This is a genomic window from Pseudomonas sp. GD03903 (genome assembly GCF_029840045.1).
GTDB lineage: Bacteria > Pseudomonadota > Gammaproteobacteria > Pseudomonadales > Pseudomonadaceae > Pseudomonas > Pseudomonas pseudonitroreducens.
On sequence record NZ_JAOCBT010000025.1, the window covers coordinates 14409 to 32818 of the forward strand.

Here is an 18410-nt window from a genome sequence, read left to right on the forward strand (position 1 = left end):
CGGCTGACGATGCATTTTCATCCTGTACGAGCGGGGCGCGTAGCCAGGTTCAGGGTGAGGGGCTCTTGGCGCTCAACTCAGAAGATGTAATCGGTGGTCAGGAAGCTCGAGTCGCGGTCGCGGATGATCTGGCTGATCAGTTCCTTGTTGGCGTCGGTGAAGCGCGTGGCCACCAGCGTGCGGATGGAGAAGGTGCGCAGGGCGTCGTGGACGGAGAGGGTGCCTTCGGCGGAGTTCTTGCGGCCATTGAAGGGGTAGCTGTCCGGGCCGCGCTGGCACTGGGCGTTGATGTTGATACGGCCGACCTGGTTGACGAAGGCATCCACCAGCGGGCCGACCTGCGCCGGGTCGTTGCCGAACAGGCTGAGTTGCTGGCCATAGTCGGACTGCAGGACGTAGTCGATCACTTGCTTCAGGTCGCGGTAGGGCACCACGGGCACCAGCGGGCCGAACTGTTCCTCGTTGTACAGGCGCATGTCGGCACGCACCGGGCTGAGCAGGGCGGGGTAGAAGAAGCTTTCGCGGCTCTCGCCACCGCCTTGGTTGATGACCTTGGCGCCCTTGGCCAGCGCGTCCTGCAGCAGGCCGTTGAGGTAGTCGACCTTGCCCGGCTCGGGCAGCGGCGTCAGCGCTACGCCGGGCTCCCAGGGCATGCCGGGTTTGAGTTCGGCCAGCTTGGCGCTGAACTTGTCGAGGAAGCTGTCCAGCACGTCTTCGTGGACGAAGAGGATCTTCAGCGCGGTGCAGCGCTGGCCGTTGAAGGAGAGGGCGCCGGTGATGGCTTCGCTGACGGCGTTGTCGAGGTCGACACTGGGCAGGACGATGCCGGGGTTCTTCGCATCCAGCCCCAGGGCGGCGCGCAGGCGGTGCGGGCGTGGGTGCAGCTTCTTCAGATCGGCGGCGCCGGAGTGGGTGCCGATGAAGGCGAAGACGTCGACCTTGCCGCTGGCCATCAGCGCGCTGACGGTCTCGCGGCCGCGCCCGTAGATGACGTTGATCACTCCCGGCGGGAAGCTGTCGCGGAAGGCTTCGAGCAGCGGGCGGATCAGCAGCACGCCGAACTTGGCGGGCTTGAAGACCACGGTGTTGCCCATGATCAGCGCCGGGATCAGGGTGGTGAAGGTCTCGTTCAGCGGGTAGTTGTACGGGCCCATGCACAACGCCACGCCCAGCGGTACGCGGCGAATCTGCCCGAGGGTGCCCTGTTCCAGTTCGAAGCGGCTGGAGCGGCGGTCCAGCGCCTTGAGCGCCTCGATGGTGTCGACGATGTAGTCGCAGGTGCGGTCGAATTCCTTTTCCGAATCCTTGAGGTTCTTGCCGATCTCCCACATCAGCAACTTGACCACGGCGCTGCGCTGCTCGCGCATGCGGGCGAGGAAGCGCTCGACATGGGCGATGCGCTCGGCCACGCGCAGGTTGGGCCATTCGCCCTGGCCGTTGTCGTAGGCGGCCACGGCGGCATCCAGCGCGGCGAGGGCGGCGTCGGCGTCGAGCAGCGGCGTACTGCCGAGGATGACCTGTTCGTCGCCCTGGTCGGTGGCGAGGAACACCGGGCTGCGCACCGGCGCGAGCGGGCCGTCCCAGCGGCGCATCTCGCCGTTGACCAGGTATTCGCGTTGCTCGACGGGCGCGTCGGGGCGCCAGGTGTCGGGGATGTCCGTGAGGCGGGGAAACAGATGGTCGAGCTTGTGGGTAGCGGGCATGACTCATCCCTCGGGGGAAGGTGGGCGACTGGTCTGTTTTAGAGCGTAGCTACGGATTAGTAAATCGATTCAGCTCCGAGAGTACAGGCGACGCCTGTGTAGGGCGAATAACCGTTCGCGGTTATTCGCCGTCGGGTTCGATGTGCGGGGTTTGGCGGATAACGCGTGCGGCGTTATGCGCCCTACGGGTGTTTAGCCGGTTGCGGAGGCTGCAGGAGTTCCTGCTGCTCGGCGTAGCGGGCGCGGATGTCGAAATCGCGGGGCCAGGTGGGTTGGGCGGGGGCTTTCGGAGTTGCGGAGGAAGTCACGGGCGATACCTCGTTGCAGGAATCCGGTTGGCGGGCGGTTTGGGGAGCTCGCCGGGTGTTTTTGAGCGAGGCTTGATGGGTATCGCTGCGCTCCACGCCATCCTACGGGTGCCCGAGTGAGCCTCGTGCGTAGGATGGGTATCGCGCAGCGATACCCATCGATCAATGCCTCAGACAAACAACGACAGCAGCAGGATGAAGCCCAGGCCGACCACCGAGAGGATGGTTTCCATGGCGGTCCAGGTCTTGAAGGTCTCCATCACGCTCATGTTGAAGTACTGCTTCACCAGCCAGAAGCCGGCGTCGTTGACGTGGGACAGGATCAGCGAGCCGGCGCCGGTGGCCAGCACCAGCAGTTCGCGGTTGACGCCGGGGATCAGGTCGATCACCGGTACCACGATGCCCGCGCCAGTGATGGTGGCGACGGTGGCGGAGCCGGTGGCGATGCGGATTACCGCAGCGACGAGCCAGGCCAGGAGGATCGGCGAAATCTGCGCGTGCACTGCCATGTGGCCGATCACGTCGCCCACGCCGCTGGCCACCAGCATCTGTTTGAAGCCGCCGCCGGCGCCGATGATCATGACGATGGCGGCGGTGGGCGCGAGGCTCTGGTCGAGCAGCTTGAGGATCTTCTTCGAGTCGAAGCCGCGGGCATGGCCGAAGGTGTAGAGCGACAGCAACAGGGCCAGAAGCAGGGCGGTGATCGGGTGGCCGATCATGTCCAGCCAGGCGCGTACCACATGGCCGTCGGCGAGCATCACGTCGGCGAAGGTTTTCAGCAGCATCAGGAACACCGGCAGCAGCACGGTGAACAGGGTGACGCCGAAGCTGGGCAGGTTGCTGGTGTCCGGATCGTGGGCAATCTGTGCGACCAGTTCTTCATTGGGCTGGCCGGGGATCATCTTCGAAATCCACGCGCCGAAGATCGGGCCGGCGATGGCGGCGGTAGGCAGGGCGACCAGCAGGCCATAGAAGATGGTCTTGCCGATATCGGCGCCGAACACGCCGATGGCCAGCAGCGGGCCCGGGTGCGGCGGCACCAGGCCGTGCACGGCGGAGAGGCCGGCAAGCAGCGGGATGCCGATCTTGATCAGCGACACGCCGCTGCGCCGGGCGACGATGAACACCAGCGGCACCAGCAGGATGAAGCCGATCTCGAAGAACAGCGGGATGCCCACCAGGAAGGCGGCGAACATCATCGCCCAGTGCACGCGCTGCTTGCCGAAGGCCTGGATCAGCGTGCGGGCGATCTGATCGGCGCCGCCGGATTCGGCCATCATCTTGCCGAGCATGGTGCCCAGCGCGAGGATGATGCCGACGAAGCCGAGCACGCCGCCGAAGCCGTCCTGGAAGGATTTGACGATGGTCGCCACGGGCATGCCGGAGGTCAGGCCGAGGAAGCCGGCAGCGATGATCAGGGCGACGAAGGGATGGATCTTGAAGCGGGTGATCAGCAGGATCAGGCCGATGATGGTGACCACCGCATCCAGCAGCAGATAAGTCTCGTGGGACATGCCGAGCATGGGGCTCTCCTGTTGTTGTCGTTGTGTGCCGGAGCGGCGTTGGTAGGGGTGTAGAGAGTCTGGCGGGTTGAGATAGCGCTATCTTTAGCGGGCAGGCGCTATCGCAATCAGTCGCTGGAGTGCTGTCGCCACCACAGGTGTGCGGCTTCGGCCAGGTCGTCGACCGGGCGGGTGGCATCCAGGTGCAGGGTCAGCGGTTCGCTCAGCGGCGGTTCGAGGGCGGCGAACTGGCTGTCGATCAGGCTGGCCGGCATGAAGTGCCCGGGCCGCGTGGCGACGCGCTCGGCGGCGGCGTCACGGGTCAGCTCCAGGAACACCACGCCCAGGCCGGGCACCGCGCGGCGCAGGCGTTCGCGGTAGATCAGCTTGAGCGCGGAGCAGGTCAGCACCGGGCGCTGGCCGGCAGCGATAGCCTTCTGCAGCTCGGCGGCGAGGGTGTCGAGCCAACCGGCGCGGTCCTCGTCGGTGAGCGGGATGCCGGCGCTCATCTTCTCGATGTTGGCAGCGGGGTGGAAGGAATCGCCTTCGATGGCGAACGCGCCGTTGCGCAGGCAGAGCGCCTCGCCGACGCTGGATTTGCCGCATCCGGAGACGCCCATGATAAGGACGGCATCGATGGAGGGGGTCATGGAGAGCCTCATTGCTGAGACAGCGCTATCTTTGTTGGGCGTAACGAAAAGCATCGGGCTGCCTCCGTATTCTTGTCATTCTAGTCGGTCTGTCTCGGCGCTCTCGACAGAGGTGGTCTGTCGGCGGGTGAGGGACCGGTTGAGCCGGCCTCAGGCAATTGCCCTGGTCGCGAGACAGCGCTACCTTAGTGCCTCGATTTTTGTTTGGCAATACGCCCGATGACCGTCAAGAAGAACGACAAGAAGAACGACAAAAGCTCCCGAACCACCGGCCGACCGACACTGGATGAAGTGGCGCGCCGCGCCGGAGTAAGCCCGATTACCGCTTCGCGGGCCCTGCGTGGGGTGAGCACGGTGGCCGAGGAGCTGGCGGAAAAGGTCCGACAGGCGGCCGGCGAACTGGGCTACGTCGCCAACCCCGCCGCCCGTGCGCTGGCCTCCAAGCAGAGCCACAACATCGTGGTGCTGGTGCCGTCGCTGGCGAACCAGCTGTTCATCGAAACGCTGGAAGCCATCCACGCTGTGATGCACCCGCGCGGCCTCGAAGTGCTGATCGGCAACTACCACTATTCCCGCGACGAAGAAGAGAACCTGCTGCGCAACTACCTCTCCTACCAGCCGCGCGGCTTGCTGCTGACTGGCTTCGATCGCACCGAGAGCGCACGACGGATGATCGAGGCGAGCGGCGTGCCGAGCGTCTACATGATGGACCTCGACCCTGGCGCCGGGCTGCACTGCGTGGGCTTTTCGCAGATTCGTGCGGGGGAGGCGGCGGCGCAGCACCTGCTCAAGAGCGGTCGCAAACGCCTGGCCTACATCGGCGCGCAACTGGACCAGCGCACTCTCCTGCGTGGCGAAGGTTACCGCCGCGCGCTGCAGCAGGCCGGCTGCTACGACCCTGCGCTGGAAATCCTCACGCCGCGCCCGTCTTCGGTGGGGTTGGGTGGCGAACTGTTCCGCCAGTTGCTGGCCAGCCAGCCGCAGGTGGAGGGCGTCTTCTTCGGCAACGACGACCTGGCCCACGGCGCCTTGCTGGAAGCCATGCGTCACGGCATCCGCATTCCCGAGCAGGTGGCGGTGCTGGGCTTCAACGACCTGCCCAGCTCGGAGTTCATGGTGCCGCGCCTGTCCAGCATCCGCACCCCGCGCAAGGCCATCGGCACCCACGCAGCGGAACGCCTGCTCGACCTGATCAACGACAAGCCAGTGAGCGAACCGGTGATGGACCTGGGGTTCGAGTTGATGGTGCGGGAGAGCAGTTGACTCCAAATATTCTCTCCGGCCATTGGGTAGAATCGGCGCAAGAACATGTCCGTATATCAAGGAAGGATAATGACGGCGGGTAACATTCTGGCGAAGGTGATAGTTCTGATTCTGGTGCCCGCAGTGGTTCACTTCGTGGGCATTGGCCTGCAGAACAACGTGAACCAGGGCTATATGGACCAGTGGCTCATTGGAAACTACTTGTTCATGGCGGCTCCGCACCTTCTGATGGCGGTCCTCGCCGCTGTATCGGTGTTAAGCAAGAACACGCTGGTGCGGATTCTGATTGGTCTGAACATCGTCCTCATTGCATTTGCTTTCTACATCCAAGGCTTCGTTTCCCCTCGGGAGACGGGGCTGGCCTGGGTGCTGTATTACCCGCTTTGCGGCCTGTTCCTTCTGGCGTACGGGGCAATCAGATATGTGGTTGGCCGCGGTAAGGCATAGCGCAGATTCTTTGTAGGAGCGAGCTTGCTCGCGAACCGCTTTGACGCCAGTGCCGCCGGGGAATCTGTTCGCAAGCAAGCTCGCTCCTACAAAAAGCTGACTGCAGGAAGCACCGGCCGGGCATAAAAAAGCCCGCTGGAGCGGCGGGCTGAATGCGGAGGCAAAACAATCCGGCGGGCAAGCCGCCGGAGCAATCACTCAATACGCATCGCTCATTCCATCGGTGATGGTGATGCCCTGCTTGCGCATTTCCTGGATCAACCCGGCGCGGGTGCCGGGCAGGTTCATCAGGGCCTGGTAGCGCGTGGCCTTGACCTCTTCGGCGGTGTACGGCTTGAACTCGGCGGGCATGCTGTCGCCAGCCATGCCGTCCTTGCGCAGCAGCCAGTTGAGCAGCTCGGCCAGTTGCGCGTCGTTCAACGCGGACTGCGACATGCCCGGCACGCGCACGAGGAATTGCCGGCCTCCGTCCACCTTCAGGAAGTTGCCGACGAAGCCGTGCAGGCGCGGCGTGTCGTTGGCCTTGCTGCCGCTGCCTTCGGTGAGATGGCAGCCGGCGCACTGCAACTGGTAGTTGGTGGCCGGGGTGTAGCTGAGCTGGGAGATCGGCTTCTGCACCGCCTCGTTGCCGGGCGCCGGGCGCTGGTGCGGATCGGGGATCGCGCGGGCCTGGGCCAGCGGAGCGACCAGGCTGCAGAGCAGGGCGCCGACAACGAGACTACGCATGGGACTTCTCCGGACTCAGACCGCGACGCCGCGGATGATGGTGACGGTGCAGTTGTAGATGCGCGATTCCGCACCCAGGCACCAGTTGACGTCGTTGTTGTTGAACGGACGGTACAGCGGTTCCTCACTCTCGTTGCGGGTACAGGCGCACTGGGAGCAGCTGTGCTTACCGCAGCAGTCGTTATAGGAAATGATGTAGTCCTTGCCGTCTGCCGGGTTGCGGCAGGTGCCGATCCAGGTCACCTGGGATGCATCGGTGCCGGGCGGGCAGGAGGTGGTGGTACCGCCGCAGCAGGAGCAGAGGAAGCCGTCGATGGAGCAGTAGCGCCAGTAGTCGCAGCTGTTCGGATCACCCGGATCGCCAGCCTTCGGCGCCTCGGCGGCGAGGGCCTTGGAGGTACGGTCGATCGGCAGGATGATCGGCAGTGCCGCGCCAGCCACCAGCAACGAGCCGAAGCGGCCCAGCAGCTTGCGCCGCGAGGTGACGTTGGCCACCTGGCGGGAGGAGCGCTCGAACAGGTTGTCGAGGAATTTCATTCTTGTTCTCTCCGTGATCAGTGGCTGTGGCCGTGGCTGGCGTCGTGGGTGTGCACGCCGTTGTGGCTGTGGCCATTCATGTACTGCTGCAGGGTGGCGCTGCCCAGGTGCTCGACCTCGAACAGGCTGTCCAGGTGCTCGCGGGAGTTCACCAGGCCCTTGGCGCGCAGCACGCCCTTGCTGTCGATCAGCGCGGCGTAGGGCAGCTTGCCGATCTGGTAGGTCATGCCGACTTCCGGGCCGACCACGTAGGCGGCTTTTTCCAGGCCGTGCTCGGCGATCAGCGCCTGCTGGGCGGCCATGTCGCCGTCGCTGACGTATATCACTTCCAGTTCGCCGGCCTTGTCCTTGGCGATGGATTTGATCGCCGGCAGCAGCGATTTGCAGATCGGGCAGGTCGGCGAAAGGAAGAACAGTAGCTGGCCGCGCTCGCCTTCATAGCCGAAGTTGACCGGGCGACCGTGGCGGTCGGCGGCGGTGACTTTCGGCGCGGGCTCGTTGACGGCCACGCCCTTGTCGACCATCAGCGCGCCGGCCGGTGCGATGCGGCCATGCAGGACGCCGATCTGGCGCACCAGCGCCATCACGGTGAAGGCGAGGGCGATGAGCAGCACCCAGAGAAGAATGTTGGAAACGATCAGGCCTTCCATTTGTTCACCTTCCGATGAGTTTGAGCAGACGGGGATGGTTCGCCAGCAGGCTGTCGGCCGCGGCGTACAGGAGCAGGGTGACGGCGCTGGCCGCGAGGATCACGAAGGCGTCGAACACGCCCAGTTCGCGAGCTTGCGGAGCGCTGGCGGCGAGCAGGGCGAGCGCGGCGATGATCGCGTTGCGCAGCAGCAGCACCGGGCGCAGTGGTTGCATCTGGCCGGGACCGGAGCAGCCGCAGTCGATGTCGCGACGGCCGCGCCAGAGGTTGATGCCGATGGCGCCGGCGTAGAACAGGATCAGCGCCGTGGCGGCCAGGGCCGCCACATGACGGCTCGCCGGCACCAGCAGGGCGAAGGCGATGACGCCTTCGACCACCGGCAGCGCGCGGGCCACCGGGCCGACCAGCGCGGCCGGCAGCAGGCCGTAGTCTTCGACCTGGCGGGCGAAGCGCATCGGCGCGCGCAGCTTGTGGCTGGCGGCGCTGGCTAGCAGCACCGCAACGGCCACGGCACTGGCGATGATCAGGATCGGATCGGAAAACATATCCGTACCTCTCGGGGATGACTTGCTGAAAAGGCTTAGTGGCTCAGGACCAGGATCGGCGTCTTGGCGATCTTGTCCATGGCGCCGTTGTACTTGCCGGTCTTCAGGTCGAAGATCTGCAGGCCGCCTTCGATGTCGGTGCCCAGCAGCAGCGGCTTGTCGTCGGTGGTGGCGTGCAGGCTCCACACCGGCTTGGGCGCTTCCAGGGTGCCGATCTTCTTCTGCGTCTTCAGGTCGTAGACCCAGATGAACGGGCTCGGGTCTTCCCATTTGCCAGCGCTGTGCTCTTCATGCATCAGCACGTACATGCGGTTCAGCTTGGGTGCCACGGCCATCAGCTGCCAGCCGCCGGTGCCCCAGCCTTTCTTGCGTTCTTCATCGGTGGTCAGCGACCAGCTCGGCAGCATCTTCGGCTTGTCGCCGGAAACGTCGACCGGCTTGACCATGCCGTCGGTGGTCACGAAGAAGTAGGTCTCGCCCACGGCCAGGCCGCGTTCGTTGAGCTTCTCCTTGTTCGGGTCGAAGAACGGCGTCTGGCTGCGGCCTACTTCCTTGCCGTCGTCGCCGATTCTGGTGATCTGCAGCTGGCCGTCACCGCACAGCGAGGCGAAGCTGCGCTTGCCCACCGGGTAGTTGAGCACGCAGCCGCTGATGGCGATTTCGCTGGCGACCTTCTTCTCCTGCGTGTCGACCACGGTGACCGAGGTGGACGGGGTGAAGTTGTAGATGTAGACGAAGCGGTCGTCAGAGCTGGTGCCCAGGGCGTACTTCTGGGTCAGGATCGAGGCGCGCTTGGCCGGGATTTCCACTTCCCACTTCGGACGCAGGTTCGAGGTGTCCCAGGCGGTCAGCACATCGGTGCGCACGCCGCGAGTGCCGCGGGAGTAGAAGGTGTCGGCGGAGTACAGGGTCTTGGCGTCGTGGCTCAGGGTGGACGGAGCGACGAAGCCGGTGCTGACCATGCCGAGCATCTTCTTCTGCTCGGGATCGACCACGGTGACGCGGCCGGCGATGAAGTTCTCGAACTCCACGTCGACGATGTAGGCGCGGTGCGGCGAGGGCGGGAACGGCAAGACGGTCTCACCGATGCTCTCGGTCGGCAGCTCGGCCTGGGCTGCGCCCATCGCGAGGCACGTGCTCAGCGCGAGGACCGATGGAGCGAGGAACCTGGCGACGCTCATTGGCGGGTACTCCCTTTTTCTTGTTGGCGGGCTATCTGTTGTTATCAGGCCGTCTGCGTGAGGCGGACAGCGGACGGAACATTGAGGAGAGTCTGCCTGCGTCGGTGCTCGCCGGACTTGTTGTCCGTGCCATTTCCTTGTCTGGGGGTGACAGGGTGTCGCAGGGAGAAAGTGCAGCCCGCAAGCGCCGAACACGGCGGGAATTCTGCCGAACGGCACTGATCGATGTCAGGCGTTTCGTCTTTTTTGGTGCGAAAAAGCTGCATCGTGCCCCGAAAATCCGCACAATGCACATTTGAGCTATCTTGAAACGCCGTTACACCCACCGGAAGTGTGCATTGTGAACAGTTCACAATGTTCGACATGCTCAAAATTTCCGCGTCGTTCCTGATTGGCTTTTCCGGCCCGCTATTTGCGTTGGCCGGGAGTCCTCAACCAATCCTCGCGGAGACCCCCCTCGATGAGTTCCCCCAGTGAGTTCCCCCTGAGCGCGACGCCCAGGGAAGGGCGCAAAGGCCTGCTGCCCATCGCCATGGTCCTGTTCAGCTTCACCTTCTTCACCGGCACCATGTTCGCCGGCGGCAAGATCGGCATGGCCTTCGACTTCGTCGACATGCTCTGGGTCGCCTTCATCGGCAACGTGCTGCTCGCCATCTACGCTGCCGCCCTGGGCCTGATCGCCTCGCGCAGCGGCCTTAACACCGTGCTGATGGGCCGGTTCTGCTTCGGTGAACGCGGCAGCAAGCTCTCCGACTTCCTCCTCGGCTTCGCCGAACTGGGCTGGTACGCCTGGGGCACCGCCACCGTGGCCATCGTGCTGGTGAAGATGCTGAGCCTGCCCGAGTGGCTGAATATTCCGCTGATGGTGGTATTCGGCCTGCTGTTCTCGATCACCGCGATCATCGGCTTCAAGGGCCTGGACATCATGTCCCGCGTGTCGGTGCCGCTGATGTTCATCCTGCTGGTGGCCTCGATGGTCATCGCCACCAACCACGCCGGCGGCTGGAGCGGCCTGCTGGCGAAGGAACCGAGCCAGACGCTGACCTTCTCCGCTGCCGTGACCATGGTCTTCGGCACCTTCGCCAGCGGCGCGACCCAGGCCACCAACTGGACGCGCATGGCCCGCAGCGGGCGCATCGCGGTGATCGCCAGCGTGGTCGCGTTCCTCATCGGCAACGGCCTGATGATCGTCGCCGGCGCCTGGTGCGCCATCGTCTACCAGAACGCCGACATCGTCGAAGTGATGGTGCTGCAGGGCCTGTCCTTCGCCGCGGTGATCATGCTCTGCCTGAACCTGTGGACCATCCAGGGCCCGACCATCTACAACGTCTCCGCCGCCGCCTGCCACCTGGTACGCAGCGAGCGCCGCCGCAGCATGACCCTGCTGGCCGCCGGTATCGGCATCATCCTCGCCATCGGTGGCATGTACGAATGGCTGATCCCGTTCCTGGTGCTGCTGGGCTCGATCATCCCGCCGCTGGGCGGCGTGATCATGGCCGACTACTGGTACCGCAACCGCGGCGAATACCCGGCGCTGGTGGGCACTCATATCCCGGCGTTCAACGTCTCCGGCCTGGTGTCCTACGCGGTCGGTGCGGGCCTGGCCTACGCCTCGCCATGGATCGCCCCGCTGGTGGGCATCGCCGCCTCGGCCATCTGCTACATCGTCCTCACCGAAGTCACCCGCGCCCGCGCGCCGGTGGCCGAGCCGCGCGCTTGAGCCTGAGCGTCGAGGAAATCCTCCGCCTGCCGGGGCTGGAAAGCCTCGCGCTGCGGGCCGGCGCACGCAATGTGCATCGCAGCGTGCGCTGGTCCTATGTGGCGGAGAACGTCGGCATTGCCGACTGGGTGATGGGCGGCGAGCTGGTGTTCGTCACCGGCATCAACCACAGCCGTGACGAAGCCAACCTGCTGCAACTGGTGCGCGAAGGCGTCGCCAGCGGCATCGCCGGCATCGTCATCCTGACCGGTGACGAGTTCATCCAGCGCATTCCCGAGTCCGTGGTGCATCTGGCCGAGGTGGAAGGGCTGCCGCTGATCGAGCAGCCCTACGCGCTGAAGATGGTCATCGTCACCCACCTGATCGGCACGGCGCTGGTGCAGATGACCCAGGTGAAGACCTCGCGCCGGGACATCCTCGGCCAACTGCTGAGCGGCGACTTCCCCAGCCTGGAAATCGTCCGCCGCCGTGCGCAACACCTGGATTTGCCGCTGGAAGTGCCGCGCCGACTGGTAGCGCTGCGGCTTTCCGGCGTCGACACGCTGTTCCAGCAGCATGAACCCGAGGAGGCCGAGCGCGCGTTGCAGCTGACCCGCCAGCGCCTGCTCGACCATCTGGAAAGCTGGCAGCAGGAACGCCCCGAGCGGTTGCCGGTGGTGATCCAGGGCGACCTGTTCGTCCTGCTGCTGGACGATTCCGAAACTGCCGAGCGCGCCGAGCTGCACGCCCTGGCTGCCGGGTTGCAACAGGAACTGGCGCCGCTGCGTGCTTATCTTGGACTTTCCGCCCGCGCCGACAGCTGCGCCGAATTCCCCCGCGCACTGCTTGAGGCGCGCCAGGCGCTGGATGTCGCCGAAGGCATGCAGGCGCCCGGTGGCGTCTGCGACTACCGTGAGCTGGGCGTGCTGCGCCTGCTGCGGGCGATTCCCGATCGCGCGGTGATCGAGCAGTTCATGAAGGACACCCTCGGCCCGCTCAACGATACGGGCCGCAAACAGCCGCACCTGCTGATCGAGACGCTCGACGCGCTGGTCCAGGAAGGCGGCAACGCGCTCAAGGCGGCACAGCGCCTGGGCATCCATCGCAATACCCTGAACCAGCGGATCGCGCGCATCGAGGCCCTCAGCGGCCAGTCCCTGGACGACGCACAATTCCGCCTGAATACCTCCGTGGCGCTGCTCATCTGGCGCATGTCCAGCGCGCCGCGCCACGAATAGCCTGAAGAGGACCTAAGAGCCCATGAAAATCATCAACGCCTCGCTGCGCAAGCAGACCGGCCTGTTCACCATCCGCTGCGAAGGCGACGTCATCGCCGAAGTGGTGCAGCAAGCCGGCACCGTGGTCGCCAGCGGCGACGACATCGACGCCCGTGGCAACCTGGCCATCGCCCCGCTGGTGGAGCCGCACATCCACCTTGACGCCACCCTGACCGCCGGCGAGCCGGAATGGAACATGAGCGGCACGCTGTTCGAGGGCATCGAGCGCTGGGCCCAGCGCAAGGAAACCATTACGCACGAGGACACCAAGTCCCGCGCCCACACCACCATCCGCATGCTGGCTGCCCATGGCATCCAGCACGTGCGCACCCACGTCGACGTGACCGATCCGACCCTGGCCGCGCTCAAGGCCATGGTGGAAGTGCGCGAAGAGGCGCGGCACCTGGTGGACCTGCAGATCGTTGCCTTCCCGCAGGAGGGCATCGAGTCCTACGAGGGCGGCCGCGAGCTGATGGAAGAGGCGATCCGCCTGGGCGCCGACGTGGTCGGTGGCATCCCGCACTTCGAAAACACCCGCGAGCAGGGCGTCAGCTCGATCAAGTTCCTCATGGACCTGGCCGAGCGCACCGGTTGCCTGGTGGACGTGCATTGCGACGAGACCGACGACCCGAACTCGCGCTTCCTCGAAGTGCTCGCCGAGGAAGCCCGCGTGCGCGGCATGGGCGGCCGCGTCACCGCCAGCCACACCACGGCCATGGGTTCCTACGACAACGCCTACTGCTCCAAGCTGTTCCGCCTGCTCAAGCGTTCGGGCATCAACTTCGTCTCCTGCCCGACCGAGAGCATCCACCTGCAGGGCCGCTTCGACACCTTCCCGAAACGCCGTGGCGTGACCCGCGTGGCCGAGATCGACCGTGCCGGCATGAACGTCTGCTTCGGCCAGGATTCGATCAAGGACCCGTGGTACCCGCTGGGCAACGGCAACATCCTGCGCGTGCTGGATGCCGGCCTGCACATCTGCCACATGATGGGCTTCGATGACCTGCAGCGCGCGCTCGATCTGGTCACCGACAACAGCGCCCGCGCGCTGAACCTAGGCGCGCGCTACGGCATCGCTGCCGGCCGCCCGGCGAACCTGCTGGTGCTGGGCGTGGACAGCGACTACGAAGCGGTGCGCCAGCAGACCAAGGCGCTGTACTCGATCCGCAATGGCCGCGTGTTGATGAAGCGCGAGCCGGAGCAGGTGGCGCTGGTCGAGGGCTGAAATCGATGTAGGGGGCATAACGGCGGAGGTGTCATGCCCCCTACATGACCGCACGATGTCCTGCGCGGAGCCTGCCCTCACCCTAACCCTCTCCCGTAGGGAGAGGGGACCGTTCGGTGCAGGACGAAACCGCAGTGTCAGCCGGCACGGACAGCTCCCTCTCCCTGTGGGAGAGGGTTGGGGTGAGGGGGGAACCGCTGCATCGGCTCACCACCCTACGTGAGCCACAGATGCAATTCGTAGGATGGCGTGGAGCGCAGCGATACCCATCAATTTCGTGCACCGACCGCATGGGTATCGCTGCGCTCCACCCATCCTACGGGTGTCAGAGCTCTCTGCTCAGGGCACCATCGCCATGCCGACGCCGAAGCGGTTCCAGCCCTGTAGGGCGCATGACGCCGCAGGCGTTATCCGCCATCTGGCGATAACCCGTTCCGGGTTATGCGCCCTACGTGAGCCACAGATGCAATTCGTAGGATGGCGTGGAGCGAAGCGATACCCATCAATTTCGTGCACCGACCGCATGGGTATCGCTGCGCTCCACCCATCCTACGGGTGTCAGAGCTCTCTGCTCAGGGCACCATCGCCATGCCGACGCCAAAGCGGTTCCAGCCCTGTAGGGCGCATAACGCCGCAGGCGTTATCCGCCATCTGGCGGAAAACCCGTTCCGAGTTATGCGCCCTACGTGAGCCACAGATGCAATTCGTAGGATGGCGTGGAGCGCAGCGATACCCATGCGGTCCGTGCACCGACCGCATGGGTATCGCTGCGCTCTACCCATCCTACGGGTGTCAGGGCTCTTTTCTCAGGGCACCATCGCCATGCCCACGCCGAAGCGGTTCCAGGCGTTGATGGTGGCGATGGCCAGGGTCAGGTTGGCGATCTCGGCGTCGCTGAAGTGCTCGCGCAGGGCGTCGAACTGGTGCTGCGGGGCGTGCTTTTCCGGCAGGCGGGTGAGGCTTTCCACCCAGGCCAGCGCGGCGCGTTCGCGTTCGGTGAAGAAACGGGTTTCCTCCCACACGCTCAGGGTCTGCAACCGTGCCTCGGTTTCGCCGGCCTTGCGCGCGTCATTGGCGTGCATGTTCACGCAGTAGGCGCAGCCGTTGATCTGCGAGGCGCGCAGGCGGATCAGTTCCAGCAGCGAGGTTTCCAGGCCGGATTTGGCCAGGGCCTGTTCCAGGCCGAGCATGGCCTTGTAGGCGTCGGGGGCGGCCTTGGCCCATTCGATACGTGCGCTCATGGTGGTCTCCAGTGGGGCCCGCGGTAGTGCGGGAATGGAGCTAAGGTAACGCCGACTCCCCGGCGTTCGAATAGCCAATTCCCGGCAATACCGGCAGACCAATGGAGCCAATCCCGGGAATACGCCGGGCGCTCAGTCCCAACCGCCCGGGCAACCCTTGCAGCCGGCCATGTTGCTGCCCTGGAAGTTACCGAAGCGCTGGCGGCTGCCACGCAGGTCGGCGTCTTCCAGGTTGGCTTCGGCCAGCTTCACTTCCTGCAGGTTGGCGTCGCGCAGGTCGGCGCCCTTGAGGTCGGCGCGGGACAGCCAGGTCATTTCCAGGTCGGCCGCGCGGAGGTTGGCCTGGTGTAGCTTGCCGCCGCTCAGGCGGGCGAACTCCAGGTAGGCGGCGGTGAGGTCTGCGCCTTGCCATTGCGCGCCCTGGGCGAACAGGCCCCAGGCCTGGATGGCGACCAGCTTGGCGCCACTCAGGTCGGCGCCGCGCAGGTTGGACTGCTGCAGGCTGGCGCGGGTCAGGTCGGCACCATTCAGTTTTGCCTTTTGCAGATCCGCCAGATCCAGCTTGGCGTGGCGCAGGTCGGCTCCGGCAAGGTTGGCGCCGGACAGGTTCATCCGCGTCAGGTCCTGGTTGCGCAGGTCGGCACCGCGCAGGTCGGCGTTCGGGCATTGGCTGTCCGGCTCGATACGGCAGCCAGCGATGACGGTAACCGCGTCGTCCTCGGCTACTTCAGCCGGCTGGCTGGTGGCGAAGGCGAGGGCGGAGAAGGGGAAGAGCAGGCAGGCAAGCAGGCGCATGGCGATCTCCTGGGCAAATGAAAAAGGCCCGCGCCGGAGTCGGCGCGGGCCTGCGGATCAACGGCTGGCGGTCTTGTTGTCCCAGCTCGGCAGCTTGAACACCCAGAAGGAACCGCCCTGGGCCACCGGCTTGGTCAGCTCGGCCATGTCGCCGCCCCACAGCGGCACCGCGCCGCCGTAGCCGACGGTCACGCCGATGTACTGCTCGCCATCCTGTTCCCAGGTGATGGGCGGGGAGACGATGCCGCTGCCGGTCTGGAACTGCCACAGCTCCTTGCCGGTCTTGGCGTCGAAGGCCTTGAGGAAGCCCTCGCCAGTGCCGGTGAACACCAGGTTGCCGGCGGTGGCCAGCACGCCGGCCCAGAGTGGCAGGTGGTCCTTGTATTCCCACTCGACCTTGCCGGTGGTGGGGTTCATGGCGCGCAGGGTGCCGACGTGGTCGTCATACATGCGCTTGATGCGGAAGCCCATGCCCAGGTAGGCGCTGCCCTTGGCGTAGTTCACTTCCTCGGTCCAGTAGTCCTCCTTCCAGTGGTTGGCGGGGACGTAGAACAGCCCGGTGTCCTGGCTGTAGGCCATGGGGTTCCAGTTCTTGCCGCCGAGGAACGGCGGTGAGACTTCCACCGCCTTGCCGTGCTTCTGCCCAGGCTCCGGCAGCGGCGGGCGCTGGCCTTCGTTCTCCACCGGGCGGCCGGTCTTCAGGTCGATGTGGCTGGCCCAGGTGATGTTGTCGACGAAGGGGAAGGCGTTCTGCAGCTTGCCGTTGGTCCGGTCGACCACATAGAAGAAGCCGTTGCGGTCGGCGTGGGCGGTGGCCTTGACGATCTTGCCGTCCTGGGCCTTGTAGTCGAACAGCACCAGCTCGTTGTTGCCGGAGAAGTCCCAGGCGTCGTTGGGCGTGTGCTGGTAGAACCACTTCACCTCGCCGGTGCTCGGGTCGACGCCGACCTGGCCGGAGGTGTAGAGGCTGTCGTAGTCGTGCGGGTTGCCGCCCTTGGCGGTGCGCGCCCAGGTATTCCACGGGCCGGGGTTGCCGGCACCGACGATGATGGTGTTGGTCTCGGCGTCGAAACTCGCGCTCTGCCACGGGGCGCCGCCGCCATGGCTCCAGGCCTCGACCTTGCCGGTGGGGGAGTTCTTGTCTTCCGGCCAGGAAGGCGCTTTCACGTCACCGGTGACGGTGCTGTCCTTGCCGTTCAGGCGGCCCATGTGGCCCTCGACGAACGGGCGCATCCACACCTCTTCGCCGGTGTCCGGATCGCGGGCGAACAGGCGGCCGACCACGCCGAACTCGTCGCCCGAGCTGCCGTGGATCAGCAGCACCTTGCCGGTCTTGCCGTCCTTCACGATGGTCGGCGCGCCGGTCATGGTGTAACCGGCGCCGTGGTCGCCGAACTTCTTCTTCCACACCACTTTGCCGGTCTTCTTGTTCAGCGCCACGACCGAGGCATCGAGGGTGCCGAAGTAGATCTTGTCGCCATAGATGGCAGCGCCGCGGTTGACCACGTCGCAGCATGGGCGGATGTCGTCGGGCAGGCGGTGGTTGTAAGTCCACAGGCGTTTGCCGGTCTTCGCGTCGAGAGCGAACAGCCGCGAGTAGGAGGCGGTGACGTAGACCACGCCGTCGCTGACGATGGCCTGGGATTCCTGGCCGCGCTGCTTCTCGTCGCCGAAGGAGTAGGACCAGGCCGGGGTCAGCTTGAACACGTTGTCGGCATTGACCTGCTTGAGCGGGCTCCAGCGTTGGGCGTTGGTGCCCATGCCGTACTGCAGCACGTCGCCGGTGGTCTTGTGGTCGTTGGCGATATCGTCCCAGGTCACGTCTTTCGCCAGGGCGGAGCCGGCGGCGGTGAGGGCGATGGCGCAGGCGAGGCTGCTGAAGACCAGGTGCAGGGGGGCTGTTGTTGTTCTCATGGTGGTTTCCCGTGATGGATGGCGGCAGGCCGCTGCACGTGCCGCGGCGAATCCATGGTGGGAGGAGGGCGTGGTGGCGGGGAACGGAAAAGCTCCCGGTGATGCCGGGACTATTTCCCGGTCCGGGCATGACTTGGGCTTGCTGCCAAAGCGCCGGCAGTGGCCGACCGCCGTTCTAGTACGAAGGGAGTAGACGGGAGCATCCAAAGCAGGATTCGGCGCTCAGCCGCGCGTTCTTACCATCGTCATCACTGGCGTCGTTCCGGGCGCCGTGCCTTGCCAAGCATCTCGATGAGAGGATGAAGTGATGAACAACAAGAACGTGCTGTGCGGCCTGCTGTTGCTGGCCGGCCTGGGTGTTTCGGGCCTGGCCCTGTCCCACGGCAATGTGACGCCCCAGGCAGTGGATACCACGGGGCTGGAACCATTGGGCAAGGAATGGCGCGACACCAACCCCTACCGCGAACCCTACGCCAACCACGCCAAGGCGGTGGAGATCGGCGCTTCGGCCTACAACCAGAACTGCGCACGCTGCCACGGGCTGGAAGCCAAGTCCGGCGGCATCGCCCCTGACCTGCGCATGCTCGACGTCGGTGCCGAGGGGGACGAGTGGTTCAAGGAGCGGGTGATCAACGGCGCGGTGCGCGATGGTGCGGTGTACATGCCGAAGATGGCCGACTTCATCAGCCAGGAAGGCCTCTGGGCAATCCGTACCTACCTGGACAGCGTGCACGTGGACGAGTGATCG

At 65.3% G+C, this 18410-nt stretch carries 17 protein-coding genes; 6 read left to right on the forward strand and 11 right to left on the reverse strand.

All coding sequences use genetic code 11. From position 1 onward, the window contains the following. Positions 1-77: 77 nt before the first annotated feature. The 3 genes from N5C91_RS27525 to N5C91_RS27535 form a co-directional block, all read right to left on the reverse strand. Entirely contained in the window at positions 78-1703 is a 1626-nt protein-coding gene (locus tag N5C91_RS27525) for an NADP-dependent glyceraldehyde-3-phosphate dehydrogenase (RefSeq protein WP_279833411.1), read from the reverse strand. Between the two features lie 478 nt (positions 1704-2181). After that, positions 2182-3534 (reverse strand): GntP family permease, encoded by a 1353-nt coding sequence (locus N5C91_RS27530; RefSeq protein ID WP_279833413.1) that lies wholly within the window; start codon positions 3532-3534, stop codon positions 2182-2184. A gap of 107 nt (positions 3535-3641) precedes the next feature. Beyond that, positions 3642-4163 (reverse strand): gluconokinase, encoded by a 522-nt coding sequence (locus N5C91_RS27535; protein WP_024762474.1) that lies wholly within the window; start codon positions 4161-4163, stop codon positions 3642-3644. Between the two features lie 219 nt (positions 4164-4382). Here N5C91_RS27535 and N5C91_RS27540 point away from each other — a divergent pair, with 219 nt between their 5' ends. Together N5C91_RS27540 and N5C91_RS27545 are read left to right on the forward strand one after the other, a co-directional pair. Next, positions 4383-5426, forward strand: coding sequence for a LacI family DNA-binding transcriptional regulator (locus N5C91_RS27540; RefSeq protein WP_279833417.1), 1044 nt, complete (start codon positions 4383-4385; stop codon positions 5424-5426). 69 nt (positions 5427-5495) lie between these two features. Further along, positions 5496-5873 (forward strand): hypothetical protein, encoded by a 378-nt coding sequence (locus N5C91_RS27545; RefSeq protein ID WP_279833418.1) that lies wholly within the window; start codon positions 5496-5498, stop codon positions 5871-5873. Positions 5874-6071: 198 nt separating this feature from the next. Here the strand turns inward: N5C91_RS27545 and N5C91_RS27550 are convergent, their stop codons facing one another. From N5C91_RS27550 to N5C91_RS27570, 5 genes are read right to left on the reverse strand one after another with little or no spacing between them, the layout of a single operon-like run. Next, on the reverse strand, positions 6072-6599 hold the full coding sequence (locus N5C91_RS27550; protein ID WP_279833420.1) for a cytochrome C: 528 nt from the start codon (positions 6597-6599) through the stop codon (positions 6072-6074). 15 nt (positions 6600-6614) lie between these two features. Beyond that, positions 6615-7136, reverse strand: coding sequence for a methylamine dehydrogenase light chain (locus N5C91_RS27555; protein WP_017518360.1), 522 nt, complete (start codon positions 7134-7136; stop codon positions 6615-6617). 17 nt (positions 7137-7153) lie between these two features. Then, positions 7154-7786: a methylamine dehydrogenase accessory protein MauD gene (gene mauD, locus N5C91_RS27560; protein WP_054910258.1), complete on the reverse strand. Its 633-nt coding sequence runs from the start codon at positions 7784-7786 to the stop codon at positions 7154-7156. A gap of 4 nt (positions 7787-7790) precedes the next feature. Next, entirely contained in the window at positions 7791-8330 is a 540-nt protein-coding gene (locus N5C91_RS27565) for a MauE/DoxX family redox-associated membrane protein (RefSeq protein ID WP_279833426.1), read from the reverse strand. A gap of 35 nt (positions 8331-8365) precedes the next feature. Continuing rightward, the gene (locus tag N5C91_RS27570; protein ID WP_279833428.1) at positions 8366-9454 is read right to left on the reverse strand and encodes an amine dehydrogenase large subunit; all 1089 of its coding nucleotides are present in this window, start codon (positions 9452-9454) and stop codon (positions 8366-8368) included. Between the two features lie 517 nt (positions 9455-9971). Between N5C91_RS27570 and codB the strand changes: the two genes are divergently transcribed. Genes codB through codA form a run of 3 tightly spaced genes read left to right on the forward strand, consistent with a single transcriptional unit; the run spans position 9972 to position 13712 of the window. Then, positions 9972-11231, forward strand: a complete 1260-nt coding sequence (codB, locus tag N5C91_RS27575; protein ID WP_236174021.1) for a cytosine permease — start codon at positions 9972-9974, stop codon at positions 11229-11231. Then, positions 11228-12448 (forward strand): PucR family transcriptional regulator, encoded by a 1221-nt coding sequence (locus N5C91_RS27580; RefSeq protein ID WP_279833432.1) that lies wholly within the window; start codon positions 11228-11230, stop codon positions 12446-12448. Before codB ends, N5C91_RS27580 begins: the two co-directional genes overlap by 4 nt. 22 nt (positions 12449-12470) lie before the next feature. Beyond that, the gene (gene codA, locus N5C91_RS27585) at positions 12471-13712 is read left to right on the forward strand and encodes a cytosine deaminase (RefSeq protein WP_236174019.1); all 1242 of its coding nucleotides are present in this window, start codon (positions 12471-12473) and stop codon (positions 13710-13712) included. A gap of 806 nt (positions 13713-14518) precedes the next feature. Here codA and N5C91_RS27590 read toward each other — a convergent pair. The 3 genes from N5C91_RS27590 to exaA all read right to left on the reverse strand — a co-directional run bounded on the left by N5C91_RS27590 (position 14519) and on the right by exaA (position 17662). After that, the gene (locus tag N5C91_RS27590) at positions 14519-14953 is read right to left on the reverse strand and encodes a carboxymuconolactone decarboxylase family protein (RefSeq protein WP_236173325.1); all 435 of its coding nucleotides are present in this window, start codon (positions 14951-14953) and stop codon (positions 14519-14521) included. A gap of 132 nt (positions 14954-15085) precedes the next feature. Continuing rightward, a complete protein-coding gene (locus N5C91_RS27595) occupies positions 15086-15748 on the reverse strand; it encodes a pentapeptide repeat-containing protein (protein WP_236200893.1) in 663 nt (220 codons plus the stop codon). A gap of 57 nt (positions 15749-15805) precedes the next feature. Then, complete coding sequence (gene exaA, locus N5C91_RS27600; RefSeq protein ID WP_236173323.1) at positions 15806-17662, reverse strand: quinoprotein ethanol dehydrogenase; 1857 nt, start codon at positions 17660-17662, stop codon at positions 15806-15808. A gap of 307 nt (positions 17663-17969) precedes the next feature. On the opposite strand from exaA, the gene pedF reads away from it, so the two are divergent. Next, on the forward strand, positions 17970-18407 hold the full coding sequence (gene pedF, locus N5C91_RS27605; protein ID WP_037013308.1) for a cytochrome c-550 PedF: 438 nt from the start codon (positions 17970-17972) through the stop codon (positions 18405-18407). The last annotated feature ends 3 nt before the right edge of the window (positions 18408-18410 follow it).